This is a genomic window from Rhodanobacter thiooxydans (assembly GCF_030291135.1).
In the GTDB taxonomy this organism is placed as follows: domain Bacteria; phylum Pseudomonadota; class Gammaproteobacteria; order Xanthomonadales; family Rhodanobacteraceae; genus Rhodanobacter; species Rhodanobacter thiooxydans_A.
The window spans coordinates 756,312-770,560 of record NZ_CP127409.1 but is presented as its reverse complement, the minus strand read 5'-3'; the positions used below and the strand labels follow the sequence as shown (position 1 = coordinate 770,560).

Genomic DNA, 14,249 nt, shown 5'->3' with positions numbered 1-14,249 from the left:
GCGCAGGGATGGCGCACTAAAGCGTCTTCAGTTGCAGGCTGGGCGCCATGCGGCTGGCACGTAGCGCCGGCAACACGCCGGCCAGCAGGCTGGCGGCGAGGGCGAGAGCGAACGTGGCCAGGAACATCGCCGCATCCAGATGCACCAGATCGGCATACTCGACCGGCTGGCGGCGGACCAGCCACAGGCCGAACAAGGTCAGCAGCAGGCCACCTGCGCCGCCGAGCAGACCGATCAGGCCGGCTTCGACCAGGCATTGCGCAAATACCGCTGCCCGGCTCGCTCCCAGTGCGCGGCGCACGCCGATCTCGCCCGCGCGGCGCAGGAACTTCGCCAGCAACAGGCCCACCGTGTTGAACAGGCAGATCAGCAGGAAGGCAAATGCCAGCCACGTCTGCAGGCGTACATCGCTGGGCACCACCTGGTTGAAGTCGAGCCACGCCATCAAGCTGCGCAACTGCGTGTTGTCGGCATGCACGAATCGCCCCAACGCCTTTTGCTGGGTCGCGTAATCGGCCACGAACCGCCGGTAGCCAGCGACCTTGGCCGCGCTGTCCAGCTGCACCCACAACGCCACCCACACACAGGGCGAGTTCTGCAGGTGCACCGGATCGCCTGGCAAGCTCCAGCAGGTGAACGGCTGGAAGCCGCCGGCATTGATTTCCAGCGAACTCTGGAACGGCATAAAGACATCCTCAGGCCGGCTGTAGAAACCCGCCGTATTGCCGTTGGAGAAGCGTCCGCCTGCCACGTCGTAGAACTGCGGCGACGGCCGCCACGGTGCCAACACACCGATGATGCGCACATCCGAATCTTTCAGCCGCAGCGTGCGACCCACACTGTCGGCACCGTTGAACAACTTGTTGTTGAGATCCGACGAGATCACCGCGACCCGTGCCCGGCTCTGGTCGTCCTGTGCCGTCCACCCGCCGCCATAGCGGAACGGCACATCGAACATCGGGAAGAAATCGCTGGTGGTCGACAGCATCTGCGCCATCAGCGGCGGCAGGTTCACCTGCGGCGCGGTCAGCCGCAGCTGGCTGCTGGTCACCATTGCCTGGCGGTCGGCGCGGTGCGCGCTCCACAGATCCAGTGCGGAGCGGTAATCCATCATGTCGTAGGGCTGATGGTTGGCGGCCGGACTGGGATCCGGGTCGACCTGCGGATAGAACAGCGTGCCGCTGCGGGTCGGCACCGGGTCACCGGACAGCAGGTGCATCACCGTCAGCGTGGTCATGCTGGCGCCGATGCCGACGGCAATCGCGATCACCATCAGCACGGTCAGTACCTTGTTGCGCTTCAGGCTGCGCAGCGCGAGGTCGAGGTAGTAGCCGAACATTGCATCACTCCATCTCTGGTCATGTCCCCTCCCCCTGTTTGCCCCGAAGAGGGATTCCCTTCAGTCACAGTGGAGGAAATAAAAAGCGTCACACCGACCGCGTCGCCACCACCGGTGGCACCGCCGCGGCGCGCAGCGCCGGCCCCAGCACCGCCACTTGCCCGATCAGCCACAACACGATGGCGCCCACCGGGAAATAGATGGCCGGGAGCCTTGGCAATTCGTAATGCAGCATCAGGAACAGGTTGATGCCGTAGGCCAGCAGCATGCCCAACACGATGCCGAAGCCGGCGAGCAGGAAGTTCTCGGTCAGGAAGTAGCGCAGGATGTCGCCGCGGGTGGCGCCCAACGCACGGCGCACGCCGATGGTGCGGCGGCGCTGCGCCACCCAGAAGCTGGCCAGACCGACGATGCCCAGCGCGGTAACCACCAGCAGCGCCACGATCACGCCGACCAGGATGCCGGCCATCGCGCGGTCGTTGGCGAAGAACTTCCCGCGCAGTTCGTCGTAGGTGCGCTGCTGGGTCACCACCCGTTGCGGGTCGGCCTTCTTCAGCGCGGCCACGGCGGCCTTGAGCACCGTCTCGCGATCCTGCGGCCGGGTGCGGATGACATAGCTCTGGTTCTTGCCCGCGCCCATGAACAGCGGCAGGACGACCGAGTAATGCGCGGTGGCGTCGTTGTAGGCGTTGGCACGCGCCAGGTCGGCCAGCACGCCGACCACCCGCACGCTCACCTGGTCGGTGAGGTAGATCGTCTTGCCCAGCGGGTTCTGCCCCGGCCACAGGCGGTCGGCCAGCGCCTGGGTGATCACCGTGACCGCAGCAGGCAGGGCCTTGGTGTTGCCGCTGGCCAGTGCCTTGACCACCACATCCGCATTGACGATCTCGTCCGGCTGCAGGTTGCGCCCGGCCACCAGCCGCGCGCCCATGGTCTGCGGAATGTCCTCGCCGAAGTAGGTGCCGGCGCTGAGCGTGGGCTCGCGCTGCGCCGGATCCAGCTTGAGGCTGGCGTTCGACGAGGAACCCTGCATCGGCAACTGGTTGGTCAGCGCCGCCGCCTGCACGCCCGGCACCTGTCGCAACACGGCAAGATCTTCCCTCGCCCGGGCGAAGATGTCCGGCGTGGGTGCGATCTGGGCCAGCTGGATCTGCACCAGCGCATGCTCGTCGATGCCGCTGGACATGTGCATGTGCTGCAGCCGGTGGCCGATCATGAACACCGCGTTGCACACGATCGCGCAGGTCAGCGCGATCTCCAGGATCAGCAGCCACGCGGTGATCTTGTGCCGTCGCAGCGTGGAAAGTATCGGTCGCAGTTCCATGAGTCTTGTCCCATGCCCCTGATCGGAGCGGCTTTTCTTGAGTAGTGCGGCCATGGATGGCCGCTTCCACGCGCAGGGAAAGCGCACTAATTACTTTTCAGCTGGAGCGCGGGTGCCACCTGGCAGGCGCGCCAGGCCGGCAGCAGGCCGGCCAGCAGGCTTGCGCCCAGCGCCAGCAGGAAGGTGGTCAGCAGCATGGCGGGATCGAGGTGCGCCAGCGCGGCATAGTCGGAAGGCCGGTGCCGCACCACCCACAGGCCGAACAGCGCCAGCAGCAGGCCGCCCACGCCGCCCACCAGCCCCACCACCCCCGACTCGATCAACAGCTGCGCGAACAGCGCACGCCGCGAGGCGCCCAGCGCGCGCCGCACGCTCAGCTCGCCGGTGCGACGCAGGAACTTCGCCAGCATCAGGCCCACCGTGTTCACCAGGCAGACCAGCAGGAAGCCGAAGGCCAGCCCGGCCTGCAGGCGCACGTCGTCGGGTACCACTTGTTGATAGGCCAGCCACTGCATCAGGTTGCGCAGGCGCACGTTCGGTGCCTTCACGAAACGCCCGAGTGCCTTCTGCTGCTCGGAGTAATGGACCAGGAACTCCTTGTAGTCGGCGGCCTTGGCCGGCGTGTCCAGCTGCACCCAGAACTGCATCCAGACGCAGCTCGACGCGGGATAGATGGTTCCCACGCCGCCGGTGCCGTTGCCCCAGCAGTCGGTGGAACCGTTGTGGTCCACGTGCAGGTCCAGCGCGGTCTGCAGCGGCATGAACACTTGCTCGGCATAACCGTAGGAGCCGGTATTGAGGTCGTAGAAGTGCGGGCTGGGCGTCCAGTCGTCGAGCACGCCCACGATGCGCAACAGGCTGCCAGCCACGAGCAAGGTGCGGCCCACGCTGTTGCTGCCGCCGAACAGGCGCTCGTTCAACTCGCTGCTGATCACCACATCGCGCGCCTTCGCCTCGTCGTCGGCCGCGCTCCAGCCGCGACCGTAGCGGAACGGCGCCCCGAACATCGCGAAGAAATCCGCCGTGGTGTAGCGCGCCTCCACGTAGAACGGATCGATCGCGGCGGAGTCCGGCTGGATCGGCACCGCGCCGCCCGTCATCAGCGCCTGCCGATCCGCCCGCCCCGCATGCAGCAGGTTGAAACCGTCGATCTCCGTGAGCTGCTGCGGCGGCTCCTGGCCCGGCATGATGCCGCTGTTGTCGCGCGGATCGACCTGCGGGTAGTACAGCGTGCCGCTGCGCCCCGGCAGCGGATCGCCCGACAGCACGTGCAGCACGGTGAGCGTGGTCATGCTGGCGCCGATGCCCAGCGCTATCGCCAGCACCATCAGCGCGGTGAGCGCCTTGTTGCGCCTGAGGCTGTGCAGGGCGAGGTCGAAGTAGTAGCCGAACATTCCATGTGCTCCATTGTTCTTGACCCCTCCCCCTGCAAGCCCCAAGGGACTTCCTTCGGTCGCAGGGGGAGGTCGGGAGGGGGTGCTTTTGGCTTCAAGGTCAAAAGCCTTACCCTCCCCAGCCCTCCCCTGCGAGCGCAGGGGAGGGAGCGAAAGTCATCACGCCGCCCGCGTCGCCTCCACCGGCGGCACGTTGGACGCACGCCTGGCCGGCACGAACACCGCGGCCTGGCCGATCGCCAGCATCGCCAGCACGCCGGCCAGCACGTACGACAGCGGGATGCGGGTCATCTCGTAATGGCTCATCAGCCACATGTTCAGGCCCACCGCCAGCAGCACGCCAATTACCACGCCGGTGCCGGCGATCAGCAGGTTCTCGATCTGGAAGTAGTGCAGGATGTCGACCTTGCGCGCGCCCAGCGCGCGGCGCACGCCGATCTGCCGATGCCGCTGGCCGACCCAGAAACTGGTCAGGCCGACGATGCCGGCGGCGGTGACGCAGAGCAGGATCAGGCAGACCACGCCCATCAGGATCGCCATGCCGACGTCGGCGCGGTAGGCGCTGGCGCGGATATCGGTGAATGACTTGACGCTGTCGTCGTCGAGCACGCGCATCGGGTTCACTGCATACAGCGCCGCGGGCACGGCGTGCATCGCCGCATCGCGCCGGCCCGGTTTGGCCCGCACCACATAGCGCGCAAAGTTCGCATCCAGCCGGGCCGGCACCAGGGTCGAGTTCCAGGCGAAATCGTTGCCGAAGCTGCCGGTGCTGGGTGTCTGCAGGCGCGCAACCACACCGATGACGGTGCTCGGTGCACTGCTGCCGTCGGTATAGACCACCTTGCCTACCGCACCGCCTTGCGGGAACAGCTTGTCGGCCAGCGCCTGGGTCACGATCACGATCGGACGATTGCGCTGGTCGCGGGCACCCTGATGCTGCACGTCAGCGGCAGTGAAGGCGCGGCCGGAAACCAGGCGCAGCCCCAGCGTGGCCAGGGCATGCTCGTCGGTGAAGTAGTACGCCGTACGCGTGATGCCTTTTTCAAATTTCTGATCGGGCTTGAGCGACAACGCACCCGTCCACGAGGAATTGAGCAGCGGTATCGAATTGCTCGGCGCCACCGAGGCCACGTCGGGCAGGTTGCGCAGCGCCGCCAGGTCCTCCCGCTGCATCACGTCGAGTTTTTCCACGCCGGCCGGATCATCCCCGCTCGGCGCACCCACCCATTGCTGGGAGACCAGGAACAGATCGTTCTCGTCGAGGCCGGTGGGCCGGTTCACCCGTTCGACACGCTGGCCGATGATGAACACCGCATTGCAGACGATCGCCAGAGTCAGCGCGATCTGCAGCGAAATGAGCACGACGCCGGCCTTGTGTTTGCGCAATGCCGCAAGAATGGGATGCAGGGTCATGATGATTTTCCTTTTACTACCCTATGAAGCCGGCTTTATTGAGGAGTGCGGCCATGGATGGCTGCTTTCGTGCATGGGGACAGCACGCTAATTGGACTTGAGCTGCCACGCCGGCTGCACGCGCGAGGCGCGGAAAGTGGGATAGAGCCCGGCCAGCATGGTCGCGATGACGGCCACCAGCAGCGTGAGCACGAGCAGCGAGAAGTCGACCCGCGCCAGTGCGGCGATGTCCTTCGGCAACACCCAGCCCACGCTGGCCACCCCGACACCGGTCAGCAGCAAGCCAAGCAAGCCCCCGCTCAGTCCGACAATGCCGGCCTCGACCAGGAACTGCGCATAGATCGCCAGGCGCGGCGCACCCAGTGCGCGGCGTACGCCGATCTCGCCGCTGCGACGCAGGAACTTCGCCAGCAGCAGGCCGGTCGTGTTGACCAGGCATGCCAGCAGCAGGCCCAGCGCCACCAGCAGCGATACCTTGGTATCGCTGGGCACGACATGCTGGTTGTCCAGCCATGACGGCAGGTCGCGCAGGCGGTTGTTCGGCGCCCAGCCAAAGCGGCCGGACTGCTGCATGTCGCGCGCATAACCGTCGAGATACTGCTTGTAAGCCGTCACCGCAGCCGCGTCGTCCAGTTCGGCCATGTAGGCAATCCACACGCAAGCGGAGTGCTGCAGGCCGACGAATCCCGATTCGGCCGGCACCGCGTTGCAATTGGTATTGCCGTCGTTCGGCATGCCAACCGCGATGGCGCGCTGGAACGGCACAAACACATCCTCGACACCGGTGGAGAAGCCGCCGCTGTTGACCACGTCGAAGAAACGCGGCTGCGGATTCCAGTCGTTCAGCACGCCAACCACGCGATAGTCCTTGCCCTCGACGTTGACCGTCCTGCCCACGCTGTTGCTGCCACCGAACAGCTTCTGGTTGAGCTTGCTGCTGATCACCACCACGGCGGCGCGTTGCGCGTCGTCGGTGGCGCTCCAGCCGCTGCCGAACAGGAACGGCACGTCCAGCATCGGGAAAAATTCGCTGTAGACCGCATGGCCGCTGACGTTGATCGGATGCTTGCTGGCATCCGCCGGCACGATCGACGGGGAAATCTGATACATCGCCGACTGCAGCTTGGCGCGGTGATCGCGCATCAGGGTGATCGCCTCGTTGTAGGACATCGCGTCCGGCGGCTCGCCGTCGCTGCCGCGTCCGTTCGGCCCCCAGTTGTCGATCTGCGGCACGAACAACTGCGCGGACTTCCACGGGATCGGATCGCCCGACACGGCGCGGAACACCGACCAGGTGGTCATCGACGCGGCCACGCCGAAGCCGATCGCCAGCACCATCAGTGCGGTGAGGCCGGGGCTGCGTTTCAGGCTGCGCAACGCCAGTTCGAGGTAGTAGGAAAACATTGCGGTCACTCCGTTGTTGGTCTCCTCCCCCTGCCTTGGCAGGGGGAGGTCGGGAGGGGGTGAAGCTTTTGAGGCAAAGAGCAAGAGCACCCCACCCCAGCCCTCCCCTGCTTGTCCCGAAGATGGATTCCCTTCGGTCACAGGGGAGGGAGAAATCACACCGAGCGCGTCGCCTCCACCGGCGACACGCGCGAAGCACGCAACGCCGGCGCAAGCACCGCGCCCTGGCCGAGCAGGAGCAGCGCCACCATGCCAATGCCCACGTAGGCCATCGACATGTGGCTCATCTCGAAACGGGTCACCGTCCACAGGTTGAAGGCGACCGCCAGCACGGCGCCCAGCACCACGCCCGTCGCGCTGATCAGGAAGTTCTCGGTGAGGAAGTAGGCGAGAATGTCGCGCTGCCTGGCGCCCAGCGCGCGGCGCACGCCGATCTGCTTGCGCCGCTGGCCGACCCAGAAGCTGGTGAGGCCGACGATGCCCGCGGCGGTGATCGCCAGCAGCACCACGCTGATGATGCCCATCAGGATCGCCATGCCGCGGTCGCGATCGTAGACCTTGTGACGGATGGCGGCGTAGTCCTGGATGCCGTCCTTCGGCTCGATGATGCGCAGGCGGCTTTGCGCGTACAACGCCTTGGGCGCCTCGCGCATGGCGTCGGCGAGCTGGCCGGGTTTGGCGCGCACGATGTAGTAGATCCCGCGCGCGTCATCCGCCCGCATCGGCCAGATCAGCGCCTGCCCGGCATAGCCGTTGCTCCACTGGTCCACGCCCTGCCGGTGCAGCGGGTCGACGATGCCGACGATGGTGCTCGGCTCGGTGCCCATCGCGTAGAAGCTTTTGCCCAGCGCCTTGCCGTCGGGGAACAAACGGTCGGCCAGCGCCTTGCTCACGATCGCCGTCGGCGGCGTGATGGCCTGCTGGGTGCCCATCACCATCACCTCGTCAGGGCGGAAATTGCGCCCGGCGACGAGCTTCAGGCCCAGCGTGTCGATGAAATGCTCGTCGCCGGTGTACACCGCCGCATCCGTGGTCGGCTTGACCTGCTCGGGCGTCATGGTGACGAAGTTGTCCCAGCCGCCGCCCCTGAGCGGATAGCCGCTGGCCGGCGTGGCGTTGCGCACGGCCGGCAGCTGCCGAAGCGCGAGCAGGTCGGCGCGCACCTGCGCATCGACCTGTTCCGTCGAGCGGTCGGCGGCCCACTGGTTCTGGATGACGAACACGTTCGCCTCGTCCACGCCACTCGCCGCTGACAGGTTGGCCAGCCGCTGGTGGATGATGAACAACGCATTGCACACGATGGCCAGCGTCAGCGCGATCTGCAGCGCGATCAGCAGGGTGCCCGCCTTGTGCCGGCGCAGCGCGGTGAGGATGGGCCTGATCTGGATATGCATGGCGCTCTCCTCAGCTCGACTTCAGTTGCCAGGCGGGCTGCACGTGTGCTGCGCGCCACGCCGGGTAGAACGCTGCCGCCACGGTGGCGAGGATCGCCACCACGAAGGTCAGGCCCACCAGCGAGAGGTCGAGCCGCGCCAGCCTGGCGATCTCCGGCTGGAACAGGATGCCCACGCCGGACACGCCCACCGCGGTGAACAGCAGGCCGAGCACGCCGCCGGCGAGGCCCACCGTGCCGGCCTCGACCAGGTATTGCGTGTAGATCTCGCCGCGCGTTGCGCCCAGCGCGCGGCGCACGCCGATCTCGCCGGCGCGGCGCATGAACTTGGCCAGCAGCAGGCCGATGGTGTTGACCAGGCAGATCAGGAAGAAGCCCAGTGCCACCACCAGCGCGATGCGGCTTTCCGGCGGCACCACATGCTCGTAGTCGAGCCACTGCGTCACGTCGCGCAGGCGCACGTTGGCGGCCCAGCCGAAGCGGCCCGCGCGCTGCTGGTCGGCGGCGTAGTTCTCCAGGAAAGCACGGTAGCGGGTGACTTCGGCGGGGCTGTCCAGTTCCACCCACGGCGTGAGCCACACGCAGTTGCTCTGCAGGTAGCCCTGCCAGCTGGTGTAGCTGATCGAACCGCGGCAACTGTTGCGCCCGCCCGTGCGCATCTGCAGGTCCAGCGCGCGATTGAACACCATGTAGATGTCCGGCTCGTCGGCGAAGCCGCTGGTGCTGAACAGGTCGTAGAAGCGCGGGCGCGGGTTCCAGTGGCTGGCGACGCCCACGATGCGGAAGTCATGGCCGCCCAGCCCGAGCGTGCGCCCCACGCTGTCGGCGCCGCCGAACAGCTTCTGGTTGAGCTCGCTGCTGATGACCACGTCGCTGGCCCGCGCGTCGTCGTCCTGCGCGGCCCAGCCCCTGCCGTAGCGAAACGGCACCTCGAACATGCCGAAGAAATCGGCGGTGACGGCGTAGCCGTTGGCGTTCAGCGGAAGCTCGCGGTTGCCTCCCGGCATCACCGACAGCTGCACCGGATACAGCAGGGTCTGGCGCTTTGCCTGAAGCGCACGCAGCAGCGCCATCGCGTCGACGTAACCCAGCGCTTCCGCCGGCTCGCCCTTCAGGTTCTGCTGCGGCCCCCAGCCGTCCACCTGCGGCGTGAACAGCTGCGAGGACTTGCCCGGGATCGGGTTGCCCGACACCGCGCGGAACACCGACCAGGTGATCATCGACGCGGCCACGCCGAAGCCGATCGCCATCACCATCAAGGTGGTGAGCGCGGGGTTGCGCCGCAGGCTGCGCAGGCCGAGTTGGAGGTAGTAGGCAAGCATCAGGAATCTCTGCCGGAGAAGTGGGTGGGAAATGGAGAATCGGGATAGGGAGTTGCCACGACGCCACGTCCGTGCACGCTTTTGCCATTCCCTATTCCCTGCTCTCTATTCCCGCCCAATCAGCCATGCGCCTCGTCGGCCTCGACCGCGTGCATGGTGTGGAAACGCGGGTCCTCCGACAGGTCCACCACCTGGCCGTCGATGATGTGCACGTTGCGCTGGGCGCGGGCGGCCAGTTCCGGGTCGTGCGTGACCATCACGATGGTGGCGCCTTCGCGATGGATGTCCTCCAGCAGCTCGAGCACGCCGCGCGCCATCTGGGTGTCCAGGTTGCCGGTCGGTTCGTCCGCCAGCAGCAGGCGCGGCGAGCCGGCCAGCGCGCGGGCGATCGCCACGCGCTGCTGCTGGCCGCCGGAAAGTTCGGCCGGATAGTGCTTGGCGCGCGAGGCCAGGCCGACACGCTCCAGCGACTCCATGATGCGCTGCTTGCGCTCGGCCGCTTTCATGCCGCGGTAGCGCAGCGGCACCTCGATGTTGTCGAACACGTTGAGGTCGGGGATCAGGTTGAACGCCTGGAAGATGAAGCCGATCTTCTCGTTGCGGATCTTCGAGCGGGCGTTGTCGTTGAGGTTGCTCACCTCGATGCCGTCCAGGTGGTACTCGCCACCCGAGAAGGTTTCCAGCAGTCCGGCGATGGTCAGAAAGGTGGTCTTGCCGGAGCCGGACGGGCCGGTGACGGCGACGAACTCGCCCTCTTTCACGTCGATGTTGAAATCGCGCAGCGCATAGGTCTCCACCACTTCGGTGCGGTAGACCTTGGACAGGTGGGTCATCTTCAGCATGGTTGCGTCCTTTGGTGGTGGTGATGGTGTTCTGCCCCTCCCCCTGCTGCGCAGGGGGAGGTCGGGAGGGGGTGACGCTTTTGATCTTGTGTGACGAATAGCTACCCCACCCCAGCCCTCCCCTGCATGTAGGGGAGGGAGTGAATCTGCGTCAGTTGCTGATCGCGACCGTGGCCGCGCCCTTGAAGCTGTCGGTACCGGAGATCACGATGCGGTCGCCTTCCTTCAGGCCATCGAGGATCTCCACCTTGTCGATGCTGGAAGCGCCGACGCGGATCGGGGTTTTCTTGGCGATGCCGTCGCGCACCAGGTAGGCATAGCTGCCGCCGGATTCGTCGACGAACGAGCCGCGCTGCACGGTCAGCACGTTGTCGCGCTTGTCCAGCAGCACGCGCACCGACAGGCGCTGGTTCTGCCGCAGCTGCTTCGGCGTGTCGCCCTCGAAGCGCAGCCGCGCGGCGACCTGGCCGTTGACCACTTCCGGCGAGATCGCGCTGACCAGGCCCTTCCAGGTGTGGCCGTTGCCGCTGATCTCGCCGGCCATGCCGATGCCGAGATCGCGGGCGAAGCTTTCCGGCACCTGCATCTCCACCTGCAGCGCGGACAGGTCGATCACGCTGAGCAGCTGCGCGTCCTTGGCCACGGTGGCGCGCTCGGCGATGAACAACTGGCCGACCTGGCCGTCCACCGGCGACTTCACGTTGAGGTCGTCGACCTGGCGCTGCAGGTCCTTCACCAGCAGCAGCTGGCGCTCGTGCGCGAGCTTCTTGGACTGGATGTCGAAGCTGAGGCTGTCGTTGTCGAGGCCGAGGTTGGCCTTGGCGTGCGCCGTAGCGATTTTCGACTTGTCCACCGCGTCCTTGGCCTTGTCCACGTCCATGTTGGACACCGCGCCCTTGGCATACGCCTTCTGGTAACGATCGAGGTTGCGCTCGGCGGTGGTCTGGTCGATGACCGCGTTGTCGTAGGTTTCCTGCAGCGCGGAACGCTGCTTGCGCGCGTCGATCTGCGCGCGCCGGTACTCCACTTCCATCGCGTCGGCGTTGCTCTGTTCCTGCGCCAGCTTGTTGGTCAGTTCCGGGCTGACGATGGTGGCCAGCACCTGGCCGATCTTCACCGTGTCGCCGGCATGCACCTGCAGCGTCACCGCGCCGCCGGAGTTGGCGTACAGGGTCGGGCTGACCGCCGCCACCACCTTGCCCTCGGCGGCGATGTCGCGCACGAACGGGCCGCGCTCGACGGTGGCGAAGGCAAGCCGCGAACTGCTGACCGAGGCGGACGCCGAGAACAGCCGGCCGATGCCCGGCGCCAGCCAGGCCAGCAGCGCCAGCACGAGTACGCCGGCGCCCAGCAGGATCAGCTGGCGCTTGCGGTTGGGTTTGACCTCGACCAGTCGGTCTTGTGCGGAAGTGTCGCGGATCATCTATGCCGTTCCTGACCGCGTGCAGCGCGGTTGCATACGGTCTTCTGCAATCCGTGTGCCATTCGGAAACGACTGGATAATTACTTGTTTCTCATGCGCTTGGATGGTGACCGCGCCATCCGCGCGGTGTCCGCGGACACTGCCCGGACGCCCGGCGATCCGCCGCCGGACGGCCGCGGCACAGCCCCGGCGTCGATCGCAACGCCGACGATGAGCGTAGGGATGGGCATCGGGATCCCCGGCGGGAGCGGGTTTCGCATGCCCGCCCTTCGGCCGCCCCGTTCAGCCCGCCTCGACGATACGCCGGATCCGCTGCGCCACCGTCGCATCCAGCCGTGGCAGCAGTTCCAGCGCGTCCAGGTTTTGCTCCAGCTGCTCGCGCTTGCTGGCGCCCAGCATCACCGTGGAGACGTGCGGGTTGAGCAGGCACCAGGCAATCGCCAGCTGCGCCAGGCTGGTGCCCAGTTCGGCGGCGATCGGCTGCAAGGCACGCACCTTGCCCAGGCGCTCGTCGCCGTGGCCCAGCACGCTCTCGCGCAGCCACTCGTAGCCGGGCTGGGCCAGCCGCGAGTCGGCCGGCACGCCGTCGTTGTACTTGCCGCTCAACAGGCCGGACGCCAGCGGCGACCAGATCGTGGTGCCCATGCCGTAGGCCTCGTACAGCGGCGCGTATTCCACTTCGACCCGCTCGCGGTGCAGCAGGTTGTACTGCGGCTGCTCCATCACCGGCGCGTAGAGATGGTTTTCGCGGGCGACCCGGTGCGCCTCGTGGATCGCCTCGGCCGGCCATTCGCTGGTGCCCCAGTACAGCACCTTGCCCTGGCGAATCAGCGTGTCCATCGCGGCCACCGTTTCCGTGATCGGCGTGTCCGGATCGGGGCGATGGCAGAAGTACAGGTCCAGATAGTCCACGCGCAGGCGCTGCAGCGCCTGGTGGCAGGCCTCGATCACGTGCTTGCGCGACAGCCCGCGCTGGGTCGGCAGCGGCTTGTCGACCGCACCGAAGAACACCTTGCTGGAGACGCACCAGCTATCGCGCGGGAAGCGCAGGTCGGCCAGCACGTCGCCCATCACCTGCTCGGCCACGCCGTTGTTGTAGGTCTCGGCGTTGTCGAAGTAGTTCACTCCGCGCTCGTGCGCCAGCGCCAGCAGCTCGCGTGCCTGCGCGCGCCCCACCTGCTTGCCGAAGGTGACCCAGGCGCCGAACGACAGCGCGGAAAGTTGCAGGCCGGAGGTACCGAGGCGGCGGTAAAGCATGGGGATGCTCCTGTGACGGGAAAGACCGACAGCATGTCCAATCCACGGGCGCGACACAACGGCGTAATCTTGTGTTTTCCCCGCTACAGGAGTTCGCCATGTCCTCGATCACCGGCTGGGCCGCCAGCGCGGCTGGCCAAGCGCTGAAACTGGCCACGTTCGACGTGGGCGAACTGGGCGCCGAGGAAGTGGAGGTTGCCGTCGACTACTGCGGCATCTGCCATTCCGACCTGTCGATGATCCACAACGAATGGGGTGGTTCGCGCTATCCATTCATTCCGGGGCATGAAGTGGTCGGCCGGGTCGTCGCGCTGGGCGCGCAGGCGAAGGGTTTGTCGATCGGCCAGCGCGTCGGCATCGGCTGGACCGCCGAGAGCTGCATGCATTGCCGCCAGTGCCTGTCCGGCGACCAGAACCTGTGCGCGCAATCGGTGGCGACCATCGGCGGCCACCACGGCGGCTTCGCCGACAAGCTGCGCGCACACTGGGCGTGGACGATCCCGCTGCCCGAAGGCATCGACCTGGCCAGCGCCGGCCCGCTGCTGTGTGGCGGCATCACGGTGCTGAAGCCGTTCCTCGCCTACGACATCAAGCCTACCGCGCGGGTCGGCGTGGTCGGCATCGGCGGGCTGGGCCACATGGCGGTGAAGTTCGCCGCAGCGTGGGGCTGCGAGGTCACCGCGTTCACCTCCACCCTGGCCAAGGCCGACGAGGCGCGCGGCTTCGGCGCGCACCACGTGGTCGCCAGCCGCGACAGCGCCGCGATCAAGGCGATCGCCGGCTCGCTCGACCTGCTGCTGATCACTGTCAACGTGGCGATGGACTGGAACGCGCTGCTCGGCACACTCGCCCCGAAGGGCCGCATGCACGTGGTCGGCGCGGTGCTGGAGCCGATTCCGGTACCGGCGTTCAGCCTGATCGGCAAGCAGCGCGAGGTGTCCGGCTCGCCCACCGGCTCGCCGGTCGACATCGCCCGCATGCTGGACTTCGCCGCCCGCCACGACATCCGCCCACAGGTGGAAATGTTCCCGATGGCGAAGGTCAATGACGCCCTTGCCCATCTGGAAGCAGGCAAGGCTCGTTACCGCATCGTGCTGGAAGCGGCCAGTTGAGCGCCTGCTGCACCACCCGGCGCAGG

The 14,249-nt window shown here is 66.9% G+C and carries 11 protein-coding genes; 1 reads left to right on the top strand and 10 read right to left on the bottom strand.

The window, feature by feature from the left end:
* Window positions 1–16: 16 nt before the first annotated feature.
* The 10 genes from QQA13_RS03325 to QQA13_RS03280 form a co-directional block, all read right to left on the bottom strand.
* On the bottom strand, window positions 17–1,339 hold the full coding sequence (locus QQA13_RS03325) for an ABC transporter permease (protein WP_108472717.1): 1,323 nt from the start codon (window positions 1,337–1,339) through the stop codon (window positions 17–19).
* 88 nt (window positions 1,340–1,427) lie between these two features.
* On the bottom strand, window positions 1,428–2,663 hold the full coding sequence (locus QQA13_RS03320) for an ABC transporter permease (protein ID WP_108472716.1): 1,236 nt from the start codon (window positions 2,661–2,663) through the stop codon (window positions 1,428–1,430).
* Between the two features lie 86 nt (window positions 2,664–2,749).
* Entirely contained in the window at window positions 2,750–4,057 is a 1,308-nt protein-coding gene (locus QQA13_RS03315) for an ABC transporter permease (protein WP_108472715.1), read from the bottom strand.
* A 159-nt stretch (window positions 4,058–4,216) separates the two neighbouring features.
* Window positions 4,217–5,470: an ABC transporter permease gene (locus QQA13_RS03310; protein ID WP_108472714.1), complete on the bottom strand. Its 1,254-nt coding sequence runs from the start codon at window positions 5,468–5,470 to the stop codon at window positions 4,217–4,219.
* 87 nt (window positions 5,471–5,557) lie between these two features.
* Window positions 5,558–6,874 (bottom strand): ABC transporter permease, encoded by a 1,317-nt coding sequence (locus QQA13_RS03305; RefSeq protein ID WP_108472713.1) that lies wholly within the window; start codon window positions 6,872–6,874, stop codon window positions 5,558–5,560.
* 155 nt (window positions 6,875–7,029) lie between these two features.
* Window positions 7,030–8,268: an ABC transporter permease gene (locus tag QQA13_RS03300; protein ID WP_108472712.1), complete on the bottom strand. Its 1,239-nt coding sequence runs from the start codon at window positions 8,266–8,268 to the stop codon at window positions 7,030–7,032.
* 10 nt (window positions 8,269–8,278) lie between these two features.
* Window positions 8,279–9,589, bottom strand: a complete 1,311-nt coding sequence (locus QQA13_RS03295; protein WP_108472711.1) for an ABC transporter permease — start codon at window positions 9,587–9,589, stop codon at window positions 8,279–8,281.
* A gap of 119 nt (window positions 9,590–9,708) precedes the next feature.
* A complete protein-coding gene (locus QQA13_RS03290) occupies window positions 9,709–10,431 on the bottom strand; it encodes an ABC transporter ATP-binding protein (protein ID WP_108472710.1) in 723 nt (240 codons plus the stop codon).
* 151 nt (window positions 10,432–10,582) lie between these two features.
* The gene (locus QQA13_RS03285) at window positions 10,583–11,854 is read right to left on the bottom strand and encodes an efflux RND transporter periplasmic adaptor subunit (RefSeq protein WP_108472709.1); all 1,272 of its coding nucleotides are present in this window, start codon (window positions 11,852–11,854) and stop codon (window positions 10,583–10,585) included.
* A 282-nt stretch (window positions 11,855–12,136) separates the two neighbouring features.
* Window positions 12,137–13,111, bottom strand: coding sequence for a potassium channel beta subunit family protein (locus QQA13_RS03280; protein ID WP_108472708.1), 975 nt, complete (start codon window positions 13,109–13,111; stop codon window positions 12,137–12,139).
* 98 nt (window positions 13,112–13,209) lie between these two features.
* Between QQA13_RS03280 and ahr the strand changes: the two genes are divergently transcribed.
* The gene (ahr, locus tag QQA13_RS03275; protein WP_108472707.1) at window positions 13,210–14,223 is read left to right on the top strand and encodes an NADPH-dependent aldehyde reductase Ahr; all 1,014 of its coding nucleotides are present in this window, start codon (window positions 13,210–13,212) and stop codon (window positions 14,221–14,223) included.
* Window positions 14,224–14,249: the final 26 nt, after the last annotated feature.